Genomic DNA, 19,871 nt, shown 5'->3' on the forward strand with positions numbered 1-19,871 from the left:
GTGTCCCCCCACTATTAGTTTTTAATTATTTATCAATATTGTCATCTTGTTGATGATAAATTAAAGACAGATCAATCACGCCATCAATATTGCGTGAGTTTTCCATATTATTGAGTAAAACTTGCGGATCATCTGATTGCATTACCACAACCAATTTCCCTTTTTCATCTTCTGCAGGAATTTCCGTATGTGGAATAGCTAAAAGAGCGGTCTTAACTTGTGCTACTTTTTGTGGATTGGCTTGAACAACTAAACCACAAACATGCCACTCTTCCGAATTGTTCATTACTGTATTATTTTCTTTCATATTATTTCTTATACTGGATTTATTATATTTATTGCCGACACTGGGCAGCTTTTAATGCAAGCGCCGCAACCGTTGCAATTCGCCAAATCTAATATAGGTTGTGCAACTGTATTGAGTTGTGGGCGAAAGCGAATTGCTCGCATTTCACAACTATCTTGGCAACTACGACATTCTACTTGCTGTTGAGTAAGGCAGGCGGATGTCATTTCAATTTTGTGTTGCCATGGCGTTTCATCAACTGAGCGAAAAATAGGTTGCTGACAAATCTCGACACATTTTTGACAAAAAGTACATTCGCCTTCAGAAAATCGTACTTCGGGATAATCTCCCTCGCCTTTTACTAAAATTTTTGTTTCGCAAATAGCAATGCAATCACCACAACGGTTACAACCCTGTAAAAAATCAGCAACATCAATTGACCACGGTGGTCTTATCGCCGAAAACCCTTGCGTTTTTTCTGTTTCTGATTTTAACGTGTTGAAAAACTTTGCTCGTAAAAAATGTCGGCGCGATAAATTTTCTTCTGTCACTGCAAAGTTAATCCTAGATCATGGCTATTCTCTTTTTGGGCGTATATTGTCTGAGTGTTGTGGTTAATTTTTAATAACCCCGAATGAGTATTTATAAGCATGAAGAACGAGTTTATTGAGTTAGATCAAATTTAAAATACGAAGATATGAAAATAGATGAGAACTATTCTTAAATAATGCTTGTTGTGATAAATAAAGTGTAGCAGTATTTAGTGCATTCTGTTGTATTATAGCGAGCAATTTTTTGTTTAAAGACCTTTGTATGAATATAAAAAATAATTCTGTTTCTACTAAAATTGCTAATTATTTATTGCTGATTATTATTTTTGTATCCTTAATTAGCATAATGAGTTTAGCGATTATGCAAAGTAATAAATCTGATGCTGAATTAATTAACGTTTCAGGTTCCTTACGTATGCAAAGTTACCGCTTATTTTATGAAATGGAACATGAACCAGAAAATGTTGAACAAGCCTTAAGACAGTATCGTTTGAGCTTACATTCAGATGCTTTGATTAAAATTAATCATCAATTTTTAGTACCTGAAGATGTGCGTCAATCTTACCGTGATTTGATTAAGCGCTGGGAAATCATGGAAAAGCACGCTCGAGAAAACAATAAAGAAGCTTATCGAGCTGAAATCGCCAGCTATGTGAACCAAGTAGATCAATTTGTAAACACATTACAATATTTTGCAGAACTCAAATTGAAAATTGCTGTGCTCAGTATTCTTGCTGCAATGCTGGTTATCTTGATTATGGTGTCCTATGTGATTTACTTCACTCATAAACGTGTTGTAAATCCATTGGAAAAACTGGCATTAGCAAGTTCTCAAGTGCAAATTGGGCAGTTTAACCATATTCCGTTAGATACGAAAAGCGATGATGAAATAGGTCGGTTAGCGCTGGTGTTTACCCAAATGGCAAGTGAGTTAAAAAAGCTGTATTCGACGTTGGAAGACAAGGTAAATGAAAAAACACAAAAGTTAAGTCAAGTGAACCGCTCTTTAACCATGCTTTATCATTGTTCTCAGCTTGTGACCACAAAAGCTATTGAGCCTAAGTTATTTAGACAGATGTTAGAGCAGGTGATGATTAATGAACATTTGCGCTATTTAGAATTAATCGTACATGGCGCGGAACATTGGCATATTTATTTAGGCTCAAAACAAGAAAACATTGATTTACAAAGCATGGAATTGGAAATTGAAAATAATCAACTTGGCGTTATTCGTTGGCAAGCTGGTTTACCTTGTCCTGATTTACGTACGATGCGTAATGTGGCACAAATGTTAAGTCGCACTTTATATTTTTACCAAATGCAACGACAACAACAGCATTTATTACTGATGGAAGAGCGGTCGATTATTGCAAGAGAATTACATGACTCTTTAGCGCAAGTATTGTCTTATTTGAAAATTCAGCTCACATTATTAAAGCATAATTTACAACGAGATACTGTTGATGCTAAGCAGAAAAGCCAAGGGATTATCCAAGATTTTGAACAAGCAGTTACGGACGGTTATGTGCAATTAAGGGAACTTCTGGCTACATTCCGCTTAACTGTACAAGAGGCAAATTTGCAAGTGGCTTTGGAGCAAGTAATAGATTCATTACGCAATCAAACATCAATGAAAATGCGAGTTGATTGTTCTTTACCTTCACAAACTTTTAATGCACAACAATTGGTTCATGCGTTACAAATTGTGCGGGAGGCTACATTAAATGCAATCAAACATTCACAAGGCACCGAAATTGAAGTGTTAGCTTATACGAATGAGGACGGGGAATATGAACTTGCTGTGCGTGATAATGGCGTGGGCATACCAAGTTTAGAGGAACCTGAAGAGCATTATGGGCTGAATATTATGCTAGAACGTAGTAATCAATTAAATGCGCGCCTGTCTATTCAAAATCGTGCAACAGGTGGTACCGAAGTGAAATTTACTTTACAGAATACATTTTAAGGAAGATTAATGGAAAACTTACAAGCATTTCATACATTTCACATTCTAGCTCAAGCAAAAAAAGTGATAAAAATCACCGCACTTTCTCAGCTCATTGAGCAATGGAAATTAGCTAACGAAGCTGGATTGCCAATCTTATTTTTAGGGCAAGGTAGCAATGTATTATTTGTGGAAGATTTTAACGGCGTTATTTTTGTTAATCAGTTAATGGGTATTGAGCATCAACAAGATGAGGATTTTCATTATTTGCATGTGAATGGTGGCGAGAATTGGCATGATTTAGTGCAATGGTCTTTGGCTCAAGGTATTTATGGTTTAGAAAATCTGGCATTAATTCCTGGTTGTGCGGGTTCTGCACCTATTCAAAATATTGGTGCTTATGGTGTGGAATTTAAAGATGTTTGTGATTATGTGGATGTGCTGGATTTACAAAAAAACGAAATCTTCCGTTTAAGTAATGAAGAATGTGCTTTTGCTTATCGTGAAAGCGTGTTTAAAGGGCAGTATAAAGACGGTTATGTGATTATCGCCATTGGACTCAAATTAGCGAAAAATTGGCAACCCGTTTTAAAATATGGCACTTTAACGAAGTTTGGTGAAAATGTAAGCGCACAAGAAATTTTTACCGAGGTTTGTCATATTCGCCAAAGTAAATTGCCTAATCCAGAGGAATTTGGAAATGCAGGCAGTTTTTTCAAAAATCCAGTGATTTCAGCACAGGAATTTGCTCATTTACAACAAGCATATCCAGACATACCTTCTTTTCCACAGGCAGATGGTTCAGTTAAACTAGCAGCAGGCTGGCTAATTGATCAAGCTGGGTTAAAAGGTTATCAAATTGGAGGTGCAGCAGTGCATCAACAGCAAGCCCTTGTTATTATCAATAAAGATAATGCAACAAGTTCAGATGTTGTGGAGTTGGCTCGCTATATTCGTCAAACTGTTGCACTGAAATTTAATGTTTATTTACAACCAGAAGTGCGTTTTATTGCTGCGAATGGCGAAGTAGATAGCACGGCTTATATTGCATAATTGATATTTTTGTAACGGAGGAACAAAATGGATTTCAAAACAATTTTAGAGGGATTACCTAGTATTGAGCATTTGTCAGGCTTAGATGTTTTAGAGAACAAGCAAGTCATTCATCATATTCCAGCCATACAAGGTAAGTTAGGCTCTTTGCGTGTCTATCATGCGTTAGCACAAGAATTTAACGGAAAATTAGACCGCACTTGTGCTGAAAAAGGTTTAGCATTATTCGCAGAACATACTTTAGATGCTAAAACAAATCCAGGTAAGCATCCAAATATTGATTTATTATTGCAAGTTATTGAGCAAGGTTTAGAATATAGCCTTGTGCCGATTGTTAAATAACATGAGAACTTTTAAATTTATTTATGGTCGAAACTATCAGAATTTGAGATATTGATTGATTAAAACGATTAAAAGTCTTAAAGTATAGTGAGAAATAAATAATTTATACAACAGAAAGGAATAGAATGAATAAAGAAACACAAGCAATGATGTTAGTTCCGCAAGGCAGTATTGAAGGCTATATCCGAGCAGCATATGAATATCCAATGTTGACGGCTGAAGAAGAAAAGGAATTGGCGGAACGTTTGTACTATCACGAAGATTTAGATGCGGCAAAACAATTGATTTTGTCTCATTTGCGCTTTGTTATTCATGTGGCTCGTGGCTATTCTGGTTATGGTTTGCCACAAGCGGATCTTATTCAAGAAGGTAATATCGGCTTGATGAAAGCGGTAAAACGTTTTAATCCAGAAGTTGGTGTTCGTCTTGTTTCTTTTGCGGTGCATTGGATTAAGGCTGAAATCCATGAATATGTATTGCGTAACTGGCGTATTGTCAAAGTTGCCACAACGAAAGCACAACGCAAGTTATTCTTTAATCTACGCAAAACTAAACAACGTTTAGGTTGGTTTAGCGATAACGAAGTCGATATGGTAGCGAACGAGTTAGGCGTATCCAAAGAAGATGTGATTGAAATGGAAAGCCGAATGACAGGATCTGATGTAGGCTTTGATTTACCTGTTGATGATGACGAAAGCTATGCACCAGCCTTGTATTTAGAAGATAAAAGTTCAAACTTTGCTGCTGAGTTAGAAAATGAAAATTTTGAAACTCAAGCCGCAGATCAAGTTGCAAATGCATTAGCAGAACTTGATGAGCGTAGCCAAGACATTATTAAATCACGTTGGTTAGATGATGATAAAGCCACATTACATGATCTTGCGGCAAAATATAATATTTCCGCAGAACGTGTGCGCCAACTTGAAACAAACGCATTGAAAAAACTAAAAAGTGCGGTAAGTTTTTAAAAAGTTTTGAGATATAAATGATAAAAGGTGAAATAGTTAGTATTTCACCTTTTTTGTACATTTTGTCTACTATACAGTCCATTACTCAGACAAAAATAAAGGTGCAGCTCAACGAACTGCACCTTTAATATTTTATGAAAAAGACATGTATTTATTAAGCGAGATCAAATACTAAAAACTCGACATCATTTGAAGGTTCAATGCTTGCTAAAGTTTCTTTGCTAATTGCAATACCGTCACTAGTTTCAACTGATTGACCATTGATTGAGAAATTGCCTTTTACAACTTGTAACCAGTAATTACGGTTTATATCTAATTCAATATCAGTTTTATTGCCAGCACTCAACTGATAGCGCCATAATTTCATATCTTGGTAGATTTTGAATGAGTCGTTTTCTGCTGTTGGCGATAAAATTAAAGTTGCCCCTTCTTTATCTTCAAATGCTTTTTGATCATAGCGAGGTTTGATGTTGAACTCATTCGGTTGGATCCAAATTTGGTAAAAATGTAAATTTTCAGTATTGCTTGGATTGAATTCTGAGTGAGTTACACCTGTGCCCGCTGACATAATTTGGAATTCCCCAGCTTTTAATTCTTTCACATTTCCCATGCTATCTTTATGTGCAATAGTTCCCTCTAGTACGTAAGAAAGAATTTCCATATTGTCATGTGGGTGAGTACCGAAACCAAAACCAGCTTTTACACGGTCTTCATTGATTACACGTAATGATGAAAATCCCATAAATTTTGGATCATAATAGCTTGCGAATGAGAAAGTATGGTTGCTATCTAACCAACCATGATTTGCATGACCACGTTCGTTTGCTTTTCTGATATATAACATAATTTTTCCTTTGTTGAATGTTCATTTGATTTGTTGATGCGTATTCTAATTATATTGCTCTTTAAGATAAATAGCTGTTTTGTTGATTATTTGTTTCCTATGAGTAAATAATCTAATGCTTTGTCTTTATTATTCACCAGAAAATAAAATCCCTTGCTGTTTTCGAGCTGTTTCTGTAATTTCACAAACAATCTCACTTACTTCGAGCATTTGATTTGCTCTTTGGTAATCTTTTTGTTGAATGATTTCGATAAAAGCTAAAAACTCATGTAGCATACGGTGGGATTTATCAAAATGGTATTGTGTTGTTTCTGATTTATTGAATGTTAGGGCGTATTCTGTCATTGCATTTGCTGGCATAGGGACAGTAATACAGCCTTGCTCTCCTTGGATAGATAAGATAACTGGTGCTTGACAATCTTTAGCGCCAATACAACAAGCCTGAAAATCGCCATAATTAAGTAATAGAATACCGCTAGTATCTATGCCTTTATTGATATTTGCTTGGTAAATACAACTTTTCGGTTTGCCAAATAAACCAACTGCAAAATGAATGTTATACACATTCAGATCCATTAATGCGCCTCCTGATTTTTGAGGATCAAAGGCAGGCAATATTTCGCCTTGCTTAAAGCGATCATAACGAGAAGAATATTGGCTGTAATTTAGGTTAAGAATTTTGATTTCACCCAATTTAGCAATTTCTTGTTTTAACGCTATATAAGCTGGAAGATAATGTACAGTGACTGCCTCAAGCAGAAAACATTGATTGGTTTTGGCTAGCTGCTTTAGCTCTTTGAATTCCACCAAATTAGATGTAATAGGTTTTTCTAAGATGACATTTTTACCAGCTTGTAAGGCTTGTTTAGCAAAGGAAAAATGTAAGTGGTTTGGTAATGCAATATAAAAGGTATCAAACTCACTGTTGAGTAATTCATCATAATCAGTGAAAGCTTGAGATAGTCCATGCTCTGTGAGAAGCTTGAAGACTTTTTCTTGATCTCTGCCATAAATTGCACATTGCTTCAACGGTAACTGGCTTTAAATTTGTAAAAATTCATGGACTATCATGCCAGTGCCGATAATTGCTAATTTCATTGTTTATGCCTTTTATCAATTTAAGTATTTAACTACATTTATTTTAAGTAATTGACGATTTTACAGTCCTCAACATTTCCAGATGAGTGATGTTGAAGATTTAATAATATTGTTTTGATTTCATTGAGATGCTCTATTTTCTGATTGATTTTATCTAAGTGCTGATTAACTAAATTGTCTATATTTTTACAACTATCAATACTCTGTGCTTTTAGGTATTTTAATTGTTTTATTTCATCTAAGCTAAAACCTAAAGCCCTACATTTTTGGATAAAACGTAATTCTTCCAAATGTTTTTCTGTATATAAACGATACCCATTGCTTGCTCTTGAAGGGGACAGGATTAATTCTATTCTTTCATAAAAGCGTAATGTTTCAGAATTTATTCCTAACAATTTACTTAATTCATTCCGTTTAAAAAATTTCTGCATTATTTGTCTCTTTTATCACAGTTAGCTATTGACCTTGTAGTAAATACAGGGTTTATCTTTGCTGTATTGTTTGTATTTAAAAAGGAAAAAGTATGTCAAATCTAAATTTAGCTTCTTATAGCAATCACAACCATGATCACTCATTACCAAAGGATAAAAAAATACTGACTCGCAGTTTTTTCTTTATTTTAATGTTCATGTTTGTTGAATGGTTCGGGGGTTATTACGTCAATAGTCTTGCTCTGTTAGCCGATGCTGGACATATGGCAAATGATGCATTTTCAATTGGACTATCTTTACTTGCCTTGTTGTTATCTTATAAAAATCCAAAATTTAATAGTTTTTTTGCTCTAATTAATGGCATTTCACTTGTACTGATTGCAATCTATATTGTTTATGAATGTGTAGAACGTTTTCAAAACCCTACCGAAATAATATCACTACCTATGATCTTTATTGCCACTATAGGACTTATCGTGAATGTGATCGTTGCACGAATGATATTAAAAGCTAACATGAATAACTTAAATATCAAAGCCACTTACTTCCACATATTAACTGACTTATTTGGATCGGTTATTGCAATTTCAGTGGGCATCACAAATTATCTGTTTAATTGGATTTGGATTGATCCATTAGCCAGTTTATTGCTAAGTCTATTAGTGTTTAAAAGTGGTATACATATCTGTTACGAGGCAATTCTTATGTTAAAAAACCGACGTTGACATAAAGTGCGGTTATATTTTGTTTTTTTCTCACAAAAATGGCTGTTTAAGAAATTAAATAGCCATTAATTTAATGCTATTTACAAAATAAAACGACTTAAATCTTCATTTTCAACCACATCACCCAAAGCTTTAGCAACATAATCACCATCAATAATCACTTCCTGTCCATACATTTCACTCGCATTAAAAGAAATATTATCCATTAAGCGTTCCATGACAGTGTGTAAACGGCGAGCACCAATATTTTCTGTTTTTTCATTGACACGGAATGAAGCTTCTGCAATTTTCTTAATTGCATCTGAAGTAAATTTAACATTTACTCCTTCAGTTTCCATAAGTGCTTGATATTGTTGAGTTAGTGATGCATTTGGTTCAGTCAAAATACGCTCAAAATCATTTGCTGTAAGTGCGGATAATTCCACGCGAATAGGCAAGCGACCTTGCAATTCAGGAATTAAATCTGATGGACGAGCAACTTGGAAAGCACCTGATGCAATAAATAAAATATGATCAGTTTTGACCATACCATGTTTTGTGTTAACTGTTGAACCTTCCACTAATGGCAATAGATCACGTTGTACCCCTTCACGAGATACATCTGCACCACTGTATTCGCCTTTTTTACAGATTTTGTCAATTTCATCAATAAACACGATACCGTTCTGTTCAACTGCATCAATGGCTTTTTGTTTTAGCTCTTCTGGATTAATGAGTTTTGCCGCTTCTTCATCAATTAATACTTTTAGCGCATCTTTGATTTTTAGTTTGCGTGTTTTGGTTTTCCCTGAAGATAAATTCTGGAACATGGATTGCAATTGGCTGGTCATTTCTTCCATACCTGGAGGCGCCATAATTTCAACGCCCATGCTTGGTGCAGTCACATCAATGTCTATTTCACGATCATCTAGCTGACCTTCACGTAATTTTTTGCGGAAAATTTGGCGTGTGTTGCTATTGGTATCACGTTCTTCGATTTGTCCCCATTGATCTTTGGCTGGTGGTAACAGTGCATCTAAAACTCGTTCTTCTGCCATTTCTTCAGCACGAAAACGGTTTTTTTCGATTTCTGTTTGGCGTACAAGTTTCATCGCACTATCAGTTAAATCACGGATAATCGAATCTACTTCTTTACCAACATAGCCAACTTCAGTGAATTTTGTTGCTTCAACTTTGATAAATGGTGCATTAGCTAATTTTGCTAGACGGCGAGCAATTTCGGTTTTACCTACACCAGTTGGACCAATCATTAAAATATTTTTAGGGGTAACTTCATGACGCAATGGTTCTTGTAATTGCATTCTGCGCCAGCGATTTCTTAAGGCAATTGCCACCGCTCTTTTGGCATCAGCTTGACCAATAATGTGTTGATCTAATTCGGAAACAATTTCACGTGGGGTCATTTCAGACATATTCTTCTCTCTTATTTCTTAAATTTTAATGTGATGCTAGTTTTAAAACTATTACACCACTGATAATCATTAATGCACCAAGTGTACGCCAAAATGTGAGTGCATCATTATAAAATAAAACACCAACAATAAAGGCACCAGCTGCACCAATGCCTGTCCAAACTGCATAGGCGGTTCCCATTGGAATGGATCTTTGTGCTAACCATAACATCGTGCCGCTGCCTGCCATAAAGGTAAGGGCAATAATAATGCCTAACCAGCGTGTTTCAGTTTGAGCCGCCATTTTTAACCCTATTGGCCAACCAATTTCTAATAAGCCAGCAAGAGTTAGATAAATCCAAGCCATTTTATCTCTAGCCTAATTCTTCTATTGTGTGAGTTAAATTAGTGAATACACAAATATCGCCTGCAATTTTTAATGATTTCTCAACGATTTCACGTGCAGATAAATCGGTATTGTCTACTAATGCACGAGCTGCGGATAAGGCATAATTTCCGCCTGATCCAATGGCTAGAATTTGATCTTCCTCTGGTTGTACAACATCGCCATTACCTGTGATGATTAAAGACTCGGTATGATCTGCAACGATAAGCATGGCTTCTAAACGGCGTAATGCTCTATCTGTACGCCATTCTTTCGCTAATTCCACCGCACTTTTTAATAAATGCCCTTGATGCATTTCCAATTTTCGCTCAAACAGTTCAAATAACGTAAAGGCATCGGCAGTACCTCCAGCAAATCCAGCGAGGACTTTGCCATTATATAAACGGCGGACTTTACGAGCATTGCCTTTCATTACGGTATTACCTAATGAAACTTGCCCATCACCACCAACCACAACTTGCCCTTTACGGCGAACACTGACAATAGTCGTCATTTTTTATTCCTTATCGTTTTCCTTTATTTTGACCGCTGCTATATGAGGACTGAATTCGATCTTTCAAGGATATTCACAAAATAAAATTTTACCCTTTATAATATTTCTATGGCTTTATTGAATAAATAGGGAAGGGATAATGATGCAAAAGATCAATATCAACGATCAGGGGTTCTGGTTATTAACCAAGGGATCAAATATTCACTTAATTAATCATCAACTACCGAAAGGCAATGCTGAGGATTTTGCTGTGCAAGGTAAGAGCGGTATGATTATTGGCTATATTGAAAATCAGCCTTTATGGTTAGTGGAAGAATTAGATGATGAAAGAGCCTATTTTTCCTTACGAGATCAACTTTATTTACCCGAAGAGCTTTTTTATTTGCTTTGTAGAGGCGTAGAGTTAAACCATTTTTTTAACACACATCAATTTTGTGGAAAGTGCGGTAGCAAAATGCAAATTGCTGAAGATGAATGGGCAGTACAATGTCGCAATGAGAGTTGTCACTATCGGACTTACCCTGTTATTTGCCCATCAATTATTGTCGCAGTTCGGCGAGACGATCACATTCTGCTTGCTAACCATGTACGTCATAAAGGCGGTATATATACGACTATTGCTGGCTTTGTTGAGGTTGGGGAAACCTTTGAGCAAGCTGTTGCGCGAGAAGTGTTTGAAGAAACAGGGATAAAGGTAAAAAACATTCGTTATGTGGGTAGTCAGCCTTGGGCATTTCCAAATTCACAAATGGTTGGGTTCTTAGCAGATTATGAAAGTGGCGAAATTTGTCTGCAAGAAGAGGAAATTCATGATGCAAAATGGTTTGCTTACAATCAGCCTTTACCTGAGTTACCACCCAAAGGTACTATTGCATTAAAGTTGATTGAGCAAACCTTAGAATTATGTAAACAATCGGCGGGATCAATTCGCTAAATATACAAAATCCCTTTATAATGACCACACTTTTACCGCAAGTGCGGTTTCTTTTTACTATTTTTTAAGACCGATGGAAATGACGGTATTACTTTATTTACTAAAGGTTGCAGCTTGTGGTTAGAAACTATGGCAAATACAGGTTGTGATGCACTAGGTTTAGATTGGACAATCAATTTGGTGGAAGCAAAAGTGCGTGTAGGGCATAAAGTAGCATTACAAGGAAACATGGATCCTTCCGTGTTATATGCTTCTCCAGAACGTATTGAACAAGAAGTACAACAAATTTTGGCGGATTTTGGGCAAGGTAGTGGACATGTGTTTAACTTAGGGCATGGTATTCACCAAGATGTACCAGAAATTAGCCCGAAAGTATTTGTCGATGCTATTCATCAATATTCAAAACCTTATCATCAATAAAAGTGCGGTAACAATTATGCGAAATCCTATTCATAAACGTTTAGAAAAATTTGAGAGTTGGCAAAATATCACATTTATGGTGTGCTTATGTGAGCGTATGTATCCTAATTTTCATTTGTTTTGTCAAATGACGGAACAAGCCGATAAAGCCAAAATTTATCAGAATATTTTGAGTTTAGTTTGGGAATATTTAACGGTTAAAAATGCCAAAATTAATTTTGAAAATCAGTTAGAAAAATTAGAAGACATTATTCCTGATGTGAATAGCTACGACTTTTTCGGCGTTGTACCTGCATTAGATGCTTGCGAAGGATTATCTGAACTATTGCATGCGATTATTGCTGGCGAAACTTTAGGACAAGCAATAAAACTCAGCCAATTATCTTTGCAAACTGTTGCCACTTTATTAGAAACCCAACAAAACAAAGCTCTGTCTGAAACTGAGTTAAAGCAAAGTGAAGAAATTGAGTTAGAATTAGACGTGCAATGGCAAATTTATCGCACTCTGAATGAGTGTGAGGAAAGAGATATTGCACTCATTTTGGACTTAAAAAAGGAATTAAGAGATACAGGAGTATCCAATATCGGTATAGAAATTGCTCAATAATGTGATTTAGTTAGCAATTTTGACAGATATTGCTTTTTTTTCGATGAAACTTAGATTATGCTTGGCATCGCTGTGATTACAGTGATTGTGACTGCTAAAAAGGTAGATAATCTTTCTAAGTGCGGTCAAGAATTTTAATAAAAAGAGAGAAGGTACTAATTTATGAATAAAACAGATTTAATTGATGCGATTGCAAGCGCAGCAGAATTAAATAAAAAACAAGCAAAAGCAGCATTAGAAGCAACTTTAGAAGCGATTGCTGGTAGCTTAAAAGCAGGTCAACCTGTACAGTTAATCGGTTTTGGTACATTTAAAGTTAATGAGCGTAAGGCTCGTACTGGTCGTAACCCACAAACTGGTGCAGAAATCCAAATTGCAGCTTCAAAAGTACCTGCATTTGTTGCTGGTAAAGCGTTAAAAGATTCAGTAAATAGCTAATTTTTTCTATCTACTTTGAACCTCGCAAATGCGGGGTTTTTTGTTATTTATGTTTCTTATTTTCCTTTCTCACTAAAAAACTCATTTACAATTGTTTTTTTTTATATAAAATTCGGAACGAAATTTGAATCGCTGGATTTTTTATGAAACGAAACTTTCATCCTAGAAATACACAACAGCGTCGCCATACGATTATGCAACTTTTGCAAGAAAAAGGTGAAATAAGTGTTGAGCAATTAGTGCAACATTTTGATACGTCTGAAGTGACTATTCGCAAAGATCTCAGTGCATTGGAAAGCACGGGGCTTTTATTGCGCAAATATGGTGGTGCAATTTTAATGCCACAAGAATTATTAGAAGAAAATCAAGAAGAATTACTTTCTAATCGAAAGTTAGCCATTGCGAAAGCGGCTGCAGATCGTATTGCTGATCATAATCGAATTATTGTTGATAGTGGTAGTACAACGGCAGCACTTATCAAGCAATTAAATAGAAAGCAAGGCTTAGTGGTGATGACGAATTCTTTGGCTGTTGCCACTGAATTACGCTGTTTAGAAAATGAACCGACATTATTAATGACCGGTGGAACTTGGGATACGAGATCTGAGTCCTTTCAAGGCAAAGTAGCGGAGCAAGTATTACGCTCCTATAACTTTGACCAATTATTTATCGGGGCAGATGGGATTGATTTAAATCGTGGCACAACAACGTTTAATGAACTTGTTGGGCTAAGTCAAGTGATGGCAGAAGTCGCTCGTGAAGTAATTGTGATGGTGGAGTCACAAAAAATCGATCGCAAAATGCCTAATTTAGAATTAACTTGGCAGCAAATTGATGTACTGATAACGGACGATCTATTGGGCGATGAAGTTAAAAAACAAATTGAATTACTTGGCGTAGAAGTTATTTGCGTAAGTGCGGTCTAAATTTTTTATTTTAAGGAAAAACTATGTGTGGAATTGTTGGTGCAGTGGCACAACGTGATGTAGCAGAAATTTTAGTTGATGGATTACATCGTTTAGAGTATCGCGGCTATGATTCAGCTGGTGTGGCAATATTAAATGAGCAAAATCATCTACAAATTGTGCGTAGAGTTGGGAAAGTTCAAGCGTTAGATGAGGCAATGGAAAAGCAGCCATTATTTGGCGGAACAGGCATTGCACATACTCGTTGGGCAACTCATGGAGAACCTTCGGAAATCAATGCTCACCCTCATTGCTCAGGAAAAATTGCGGTTGTACATAATGGTATTATTGAGAATTACCAAGAGTTACGAGAAATTTTGCAGCAGAGAGGCTATATTTTTCAATCGCAAACAGATACAGAAGTTATTGCGCATTTGGTTGAATGGGAATTGCGTAATGCCGCGACTTTATTAGAAGCTGTGCAAAAGGCAATTGTTCAATTGCGTGGAGCCTATGGCACAGTGGTAATGAACCAAGATGAGCCAGAACATTTAATTGTTGCCCGTTCTGGTAGCCCATTAGTTATTGGCTTAGGTATTGGTGAAAATTTCTTGGCTTCAGATCCGCTGGCGCTATTAAATGTTACACGCCGTTTTATTTATCTTGAAGAAGGCGATGTTGCTGAAATCACACGTCATAGCGTAGATATTTTTGATCTTAATGGTCAGCAAGTAGAACGAGTAGTTCATGAAGGTAATTTCGAAGCCGATGCTGCTGATAAAGGTCATTACCGTCACTATATGCAAAAAGAAATTTTTGAGCAGCCAGTGGCAATCATGAATACCTTAGAAGGGCGTATTGTTAATGGGCAAGTCAATATTGAAGCGATAGCACCCAATGCGGAGAAAATTTTACAACAAGTAGAACATATCCAAATTGTTGCTTGTGGAACCTCTTATAACGCAGGTATGGTAGCTCGTTATTGGTTTGAGTCTATTGCTGGTGTAAGTTGTGATGTAGAAATTGCCTCTGAGTTTCGTTATCGTAAATCTGTAACGAGACCAAATAGCTTGCTTATTACCCTTTCTCAATCTGGCGAAACCGCTGATACATTAGCCGCATTACGTTTAGCAAAACAATCGGGCTATATGTCAGCAATGACTATCTGCAATGTAGCAAGTTCTTCTCTGGTAAGAGAGTCTGATTTTGCTTTTATGACAAGAGCAGGCGTTGAAATTGGTGTGGCTTCGACAAAAGCATTTACTACACAATTAACTTGTTTACTTTTGTTAAATGTGGCACTTGGTCGAATTAAAGGTTCAATCAATGCAGAACAAGAACGTAACATTATTCAGGCATTACAACGTTTACCAGCACAAATTGAGAGTGCTTTGGTATTTGATAAGCAAATCGAGAAATTATCAGAAGATTTTGCCGAAAAACACCATACTTTATTTTTAGGGCGTGGTGAGTATTATCCCATAGCGATGGAATCTGCATTAAAATTGAAGGAAATTTCTTATATTCATGCAGAGGCTTATGCGGCTGGTGAATTAAAGCATGGTCCGCTAGCCTTAATTGATAGCGACATGCCAGTTATTGTTGTGGCTCCAGAAAATGATTTATTAGAAAAAGTGAAATCTAATATTGAAGAAGTTCGTGCTCGTGGTGGTCAGTTATATATTTTTGCAGATCATGAAGCGGGTTTTAGTAATAGTGATGGCTTTAAAACTGTTGTATTACCAAAAATCGATGAAGTTACTGCACCTATTTTTTATACGGTACCTCTACAATTATTGTCCTATCACATCGCCTTAATTAAAGGCACTGATGTGGATCAACCTCGTAATTTGGCAAAAGCGGTTACAGTTGAATAGGAATATGCAAAAAGTGCGGTAGAATTTACCGCACTTTTTGTTTGCCAAATTTATTAAAACGCTCTAAACTAGCTGCGATTTTTTAATCATCCCTTCCTTAAATACTTTAAAAGCTACCCGTGAGTAGCAAAAGGACATCTTATGACAGACAAAGTAAATAGTTATGGCTGGAAAGCCTTAGTTGGTTCCGCTGTTGGTTATGCAATGGACGGATTTGATCTTCTTATTCTTGGTTTCATGCTTACTGCGATTTCAGCAGATCTTGCTTTAACACCAGCGCAATCAGGGTCTTTGGTAACTTGGACATTAATCGGTGCGGTTGCTGGTGGCATTATTTTTGGTGCATTAAGTGATCGTTATGGACGAGTGAGAGTATTAACTTGGACAATCGTTCTCTTTGCCGTATTCACGGGGTTATGTGCATTCGCTCAAGGGTATTGGGATCTATTAATTTATCGCACTATTGCTGGTATTGGACTTGGTGGTGAGTTCGGTATCGGTATGGCGCTTGCTACTGAGGCTTGGCCTGCACGCCATCGCGCAAAAGCTGCCTCTTATGTTGCGCTAGGTTGGCAAGTAGGCGTATTAGGTGCGGCTTTATTAACGCCATTATTACTACCACATATTGGTTGGCGAGGCATGTTTATCCTAGGTATTTTCCCCGCATTTGTTGCTTGGTTTTTACGCGCAAGACTACATGAACCAGATGTTTTTGTGCAAAAACAGACCGCACTTCAAGAGGAAGATAACAAGCCTACAAAACTAGAGGCTTTCCGTTTGCTAGTCAAAGATAAAGCCACAACAAAAATCAGTGCTGGTATTGTGGTTCTCACATCAGTACAGAATTTTGGTTATTACGGCATTATGATTTGGATGCCAAATTTTTTATCTAAGCAATTAGGTTTTAGCTTAACAAAATCTGGGCTTTGGACTGCGGTAACCGTATGTGGCATGATGCTCGGCATTTGGGTGTTTGGCTATCTAGCGGATCGATTTGGACGCAAACCAAGTTTCTTATTATTCCAAGCTGGTGCAGTTGTTAGCATTACCCTTTATTCTCAACTCACAGACCCAACCGCTATGTTAATTGCTGGCGCATTCTTGGGTATGTTTGTCAATGGTATGATGGGTGGATATGGCGCGTTAATGGCAGAGGCTTATCCAACTGCAGCTCGTGCAACTGCACAAAATGTACTCTTTAATATCGGACGTGCTGTAGGTGGATTTGGACCTGTAGTTGTGGGTGCGGTCGTTTCAGCGTACTCTTTCTCACTTGCGATTGCATTTTTAGCCTTAATTTATGTGATTGATATGGTCGCAACTATTTTCCTTATCCCAGAGTTAAAAGGCAAAGCATTAGAATAATTATGATTAGATAAAAGAAAATCCCCAAACCTTAAAGTAGGTTTGGGGATTTGTTTTATATTTTATTTGTTAAAAATTACCAGCCTTTTGCAACACCGTCTTTAAAGTGTTTGTATGCTTCTTGGTAAACTTCTTCTGTTTGGTATGCTTTTACAAAGTTTTGTACTTCTGCACTGTCTTTATTATCTTTACGAGCAACAATAATGTTCACATAAGGAGAATCTTTATCTTCTGCAAAGATGCCGTGTTCTGCACTATTTAAGCCAACTTGACCAGCATAAGTATTGTTAACAACAGCTAAAGCCACATCATCTAAGGCACGAGCGGCAACAGATGTATCTACTTCTTTGATCTCTAAGTTTTTAGGATTTTCGATAATATCTAATGAAGTAGAGAACAAGTTAGTGTTGTCTTTTAATTTAATTAAGCCTTGTTTTTCCAATAAGATTAAGGCACGAGCAAGGTTACTTGGATCATTTGGTACTGCAACTGCATCGCCATCTTTTAATTCATTGATGTTCTTAATTTTTTTAGAATAACCAGCAAGTGGATAAACAAATGTATTACCAACAATTTCTAAATTTGTGATGTTTTTAGATTGTGTATCTTTATCTAAATAAGGTTTATGTTGCATTGCGTTAATATCTAAATCGCCTTTTGATACCGCAGTATTAGGTAATGCGTAATCATTGAAAGTAACAAATTCAACTTCTAAGTTGTATTTTTCTTTCGCAATTTGCGCAGCTTTTTCTGCAACTTGATGCTCAGGCCCCGCCATTACGCCAACTTTGATTTTTGCTGGTTTATCTTGAGTAGCTGTGGTTTCTGCTTTTTTATCATCTTTACAAGCTGTTAAAGCAACAGTTGAAGCGATAGCAAGAGTAGTGAAAAGTTTGTTTAATTTCATAAGATTTCCTCTTAAGTTGTTGTGTTTGAAATAAATTAGCGATGATCCACTTTTTTAGCTAAATCATCACCTAGTTTTTGGCTAATAATGACAAATAACACGATGATAATGGTTGAAATCCAAGTGATGAATCCCATGCCACGATGTACACCGTAGTTAATAGCTAAACTTCCTAAACCGCCACCACCTTGGGTTCCTGCCATTGCAGTGTAGCCGATTAAGGTGACAAAGGTTAATGTAATCCCATTAATGAGTGACGGAAGTGCCTCTGGTAAATAGAATTTAGTAATAATTTGCCAATTCGTTGCACCTAATGCTTTTGCAGTTTCAGTTAAGCCAGTCGGAATTTCAAATAGTGCGTTGCTAGTTAAGCGGGCAAAAAATGGAATAGCCGCCACACTTAAAGAAACAATTGCCGCATTAGTTCCCAATGATGAGCCAACGATATAGCTCGTTACAGGAATTAAGATCAATAACAAAATAATATAAGGAATAGAACGTCCAATATTAATAATGACATTGAAAATTTTGTTTGCCTTGCTATTTTCTAGGATTTGTTTTTTGCCAGTTAAAAAAGTAGCACAGCCAATTGGTAGACCAACAACCACAGCAATAAAAGTAGAGGCAATAGTCATGTAAACCGTTTCCCAAGTGGAAATAGCAATTTTGCTCCACATTTCAGGTGTTAATTGCTGATGAAATGCAATCAGTAGATTATCCAACATAGCCTAATACCTCCACGCGGACATTGTTTTCCATTAAATAAATTTTAGTTTGTGTTATGGCATCTTCTTCACCTTCTACTTCTGCAATAACAAAGCCGAATTTGACTCCGCCAGCATAATCTATTTGTGAGCTTAAAATGCTGAGGTCAACACCAAAGTGCTTGGAGGCTTGAGATAATAATGGTGCATCAACAGAACGACCAGTAAATTCAAATTTAATAATTGGATAAGATTTAGCATGTTTTGGCGTCGCTGATAAATTCTCCATATATTCCTCTGGCAAGCTAATATGGAAAGTCGAATGAATAAATTCTTGCGCAAGAGGCGTTTTCGGATTAGAGAAAATATCGCTTACCGAACCTTGCTCAATCAATTGACCTTTATCAATAACCGCCACCTGATCGCAAATACGTTTCACCACATCCATTTCGTGTGTAATCAGCAAAATGGTAATACCTAAAGTGCGGTTGATTTCTTTTAATAATTTTAAGATTGATTGCGTTGTTGCTGGGTCTAATGCACTGGTTGCTTCATCACAAAGTAACACTTTCGGATCATTCGCGAGCGCACGAGCAATAGCAACACGCTGTTTTTGCCCACCAGATAAATTCGCTGGATAAGCATCTTTTTTATCGCTTAAGCCCACTAAATTCAAAAGCTCATCAACTTTTTGCTTAATTTTATTTTTATCTGCTTTTTCTAATTCTAATGGCAATGCAACATTATCAAAAACTGTTCTAGAGCTTAATAAATTAAAGTGCTGGAAAATCATGCCAATATGGCGGCGAGCATGAATTAATTCATTGTCTGAAAGTTGGGTTAAATCTACATTATCGACAATAACAGCGCCTGAAGTTGGGCGCTCTAATAAATTGATGCAACGAATAAGTGTACTCTTACCTGCGCCAGAGGCACCAATTACGCCACAAATCTGTCCTTGTGGCACTTCGAGGCTGACATTATCAAGTGCGGTCAGATTTTTGCCTGAAACGCTAAACACTTTACTTATATTTTTTAGCTTAATCATATAAGCCCTTTTCTATTGAGTTAAAATTAAAAGTATTTGGTATTTTAGACGTCTAGATTGCTATGTCAACATTTATTCAGTAGATTTTTATGGGGATCTCTTATTTATTGAGGCTATAATAAGGAAACTTTGT

At 36.5% G+C, this 19,871-nt stretch carries 22 protein-coding genes and 1 pseudogene; 12 read left to right on the forward strand and 11 right to left on the reverse strand.

The window, feature by feature from the left end; translation table 11 throughout:
- Positions 1-25: 25 nt before the first annotated feature.
- Both B0186_RS03760 and napF read right to left on the reverse strand, forming a co-directional pair.
- Positions 26-307, reverse strand: coding sequence for a chaperone NapD (locus B0186_RS03760; RefSeq protein WP_078218057.1), 282 nt, complete (start codon positions 305-307; stop codon positions 26-28).
- An 8-nt stretch (positions 308-315) separates the two neighbouring features.
- On the reverse strand, positions 316-837 hold the full coding sequence (napF, locus tag B0186_RS03765) for a ferredoxin-type protein NapF (protein ID WP_078218058.1): 522 nt from the start codon (positions 835-837) through the stop codon (positions 316-318).
- 262 nt (positions 838-1,099) lie between these two features.
- Between napF and narQ the strand changes: the two genes are divergently transcribed.
- The 4 genes from narQ to rpoH all read left to right on the forward strand — a co-directional run bounded on the left by narQ (position 1,100) and on the right by rpoH (position 5,145).
- A complete protein-coding gene (gene narQ / locus B0186_RS03770; RefSeq protein ID WP_078218059.1) occupies positions 1,100-2,803 on the forward strand; it encodes a nitrate/nitrite two-component system sensor histidine kinase NarQ in 1,704 nt (567 codons plus the stop codon).
- A 9-nt stretch (positions 2,804-2,812) separates the two neighbouring features.
- Entirely contained in the window at positions 2,813-3,835 is a 1,023-nt protein-coding gene (gene murB, locus B0186_RS03775) for a UDP-N-acetylmuramate dehydrogenase (RefSeq protein ID WP_078218060.1), read from the forward strand.
- 27 nt (positions 3,836-3,862) lie between these two features.
- A complete protein-coding gene (locus tag B0186_RS03780) occupies positions 3,863-4,177 on the forward strand; it encodes a DUF2322 family protein (protein ID WP_078218061.1) in 315 nt (104 codons plus the stop codon).
- Positions 4,178-4,302: 125 nt separating this feature from the next.
- Positions 4,303-5,145, forward strand: coding sequence for an RNA polymerase sigma factor RpoH (rpoH, locus tag B0186_RS03785; RefSeq protein ID WP_078218062.1), 843 nt, complete (start codon positions 4,303-4,305; stop codon positions 5,143-5,145).
- Positions 5,146-5,299: 154 nt separating this feature from the next.
- Here the strand turns inward: rpoH and B0186_RS03790 are convergent, their stop codons facing one another.
- The 3 genes from B0186_RS03790 to B0186_RS03800 form a co-directional block, all read right to left on the reverse strand.
- Positions 5,300-5,989: a pirin family protein gene (locus tag B0186_RS03790; RefSeq protein ID WP_078218063.1), complete on the reverse strand. Its 690-nt coding sequence runs from the start codon at positions 5,987-5,989 to the stop codon at positions 5,300-5,302.
- A gap of 129 nt (positions 5,990-6,118) precedes the next feature.
- The gene (locus B0186_RS03795; protein ID WP_235817166.1) at positions 6,119-7,018 is read right to left on the reverse strand and encodes a Gfo/Idh/MocA family protein; all 900 of its coding nucleotides are present in this window, start codon (positions 7,016-7,018) and stop codon (positions 6,119-6,121) included.
- A gap of 107 nt (positions 7,019-7,125) precedes the next feature.
- The gene (locus tag B0186_RS03800; RefSeq protein ID WP_078218064.1) at positions 7,126-7,518 is read right to left on the reverse strand and encodes a MerR family transcriptional regulator; all 393 of its coding nucleotides are present in this window, start codon (positions 7,516-7,518) and stop codon (positions 7,126-7,128) included.
- A gap of 92 nt (positions 7,519-7,610) precedes the next feature.
- Here B0186_RS03800 and B0186_RS03805 point away from each other — a divergent pair, with 92 nt between their 5' ends.
- Positions 7,611-8,243: a cation diffusion facilitator family transporter gene (locus tag B0186_RS03805; protein ID WP_078218065.1), complete on the forward strand. Its 633-nt coding sequence runs from the start codon at positions 7,611-7,613 to the stop codon at positions 8,241-8,243.
- Between the two features lie 80 nt (positions 8,244-8,323).
- Here B0186_RS03805 and hslU read toward each other — a convergent pair whose 3' ends face one another.
- Genes hslU through hslV form a run of 3 tightly spaced genes read right to left on the reverse strand, consistent with a single transcriptional unit; the run spans position 8,324 to position 10,533 of the window.
- A complete protein-coding gene (hslU, locus tag B0186_RS03810; protein WP_078218066.1) occupies positions 8,324-9,655 on the reverse strand; it encodes an HslU--HslV peptidase ATPase subunit in 1,332 nt (443 codons plus the stop codon).
- Between the two features lie 25 nt (positions 9,656-9,680).
- Positions 9,681-10,001, reverse strand: coding sequence for a DMT family transporter (locus tag B0186_RS03815; protein WP_078218067.1), 321 nt, complete (start codon positions 9,999-10,001; stop codon positions 9,681-9,683).
- Between the two features lie 7 nt (positions 10,002-10,008).
- A complete protein-coding gene (gene hslV, locus B0186_RS03820; RefSeq protein WP_078218068.1) occupies positions 10,009-10,533 on the reverse strand; it encodes an ATP-dependent protease subunit HslV in 525 nt (174 codons plus the stop codon).
- Between the two features lie 142 nt (positions 10,534-10,675).
- On the opposite strand from hslV, the gene nudC reads away from it, so the two are divergent.
- From nudC to B0186_RS03855, 7 genes and pseudogenes are all read left to right on the forward strand, one after another.
- A complete protein-coding gene (nudC, locus tag B0186_RS03825; protein WP_078218092.1) occupies positions 10,676-11,467 on the forward strand; it encodes an NAD(+) diphosphatase in 792 nt (263 codons plus the stop codon).
- Positions 11,468-11,554: 87 nt separating this feature from the next.
- Positions 11,555-11,887, forward strand: a pseudogene (locus B0186_RS03830) (uroporphyrinogen decarboxylase family protein); the annotation flags it as partial.
- 16 nt (positions 11,888-11,903) lie between these two features.
- Complete coding sequence (locus B0186_RS03835) at positions 11,904-12,494, forward strand: YjaG family protein (RefSeq protein ID WP_078218093.1); 591 nt, start codon at positions 11,904-11,906, stop codon at positions 12,492-12,494.
- A 162-nt stretch (positions 12,495-12,656) separates the two neighbouring features.
- Positions 12,657-12,932: an HU family DNA-binding protein gene (locus tag B0186_RS03840; RefSeq protein WP_078218069.1), complete on the forward strand. Its 276-nt coding sequence runs from the start codon at positions 12,657-12,659 to the stop codon at positions 12,930-12,932.
- Positions 12,933-13,075: 143 nt separating this feature from the next.
- Positions 13,076-13,858, forward strand: a complete 783-nt coding sequence (locus B0186_RS03845) for a DeoR/GlpR family DNA-binding transcription regulator (protein ID WP_078218070.1) — start codon at positions 13,076-13,078, stop codon at positions 13,856-13,858.
- A gap of 23 nt (positions 13,859-13,881) precedes the next feature.
- Positions 13,882-15,714 carry a glutamine--fructose-6-phosphate transaminase (isomerizing) gene (gene glmS / locus B0186_RS03850; RefSeq protein ID WP_078218071.1) on the forward strand — a complete coding sequence of 611 codons (1,833 nt, stop codon included), beginning with the start codon at positions 13,882-13,884 and terminating at the stop codon, positions 15,712-15,714.
- A 141-nt stretch (positions 15,715-15,855) separates the two neighbouring features.
- Positions 15,856-17,079: an MFS transporter gene (locus tag B0186_RS03855; protein WP_078218072.1), complete on the forward strand. Its 1,224-nt coding sequence runs from the start codon at positions 15,856-15,858 to the stop codon at positions 17,077-17,079.
- Between the two features lie 76 nt (positions 17,080-17,155).
- Here B0186_RS03855 and B0186_RS03860 read toward each other — a convergent pair whose 3' ends face one another.
- From B0186_RS03860 to metN, 3 genes are read right to left on the reverse strand one after another with little or no spacing between them, the layout of a single operon-like run.
- Entirely contained in the window at positions 17,156-17,986 is an 831-nt protein-coding gene (locus tag B0186_RS03860) for a MetQ/NlpA family lipoprotein (RefSeq protein ID WP_078218073.1), read from the reverse strand.
- Positions 17,987-18,021: 35 nt separating this feature from the next.
- Complete coding sequence (locus B0186_RS03865; protein ID WP_078218074.1) at positions 18,022-18,711, reverse strand: methionine ABC transporter permease; 690 nt, start codon at positions 18,709-18,711, stop codon at positions 18,022-18,024.
- Positions 18,701-19,738 carry a methionine ABC transporter ATP-binding protein MetN gene (gene metN, locus B0186_RS03870; RefSeq protein ID WP_078218075.1) on the reverse strand — a complete coding sequence of 346 codons (1,038 nt, stop codon included), beginning with the start codon at positions 19,736-19,738 and terminating at the stop codon, positions 18,701-18,703. The genes B0186_RS03865 and metN overlap by 11 nt, the downstream gene beginning before the upstream one ends.
- Between the last annotated feature and the right edge of the window lie 133 nt (positions 19,739-19,871).

The sequence above is a fragment of the Canicola haemoglobinophilus genome, assembly GCF_002015075.1.
Taxonomy (GTDB): Bacteria; Pseudomonadota; Gammaproteobacteria; order Enterobacterales; family Pasteurellaceae; genus Canicola; species Canicola haemoglobinophilus.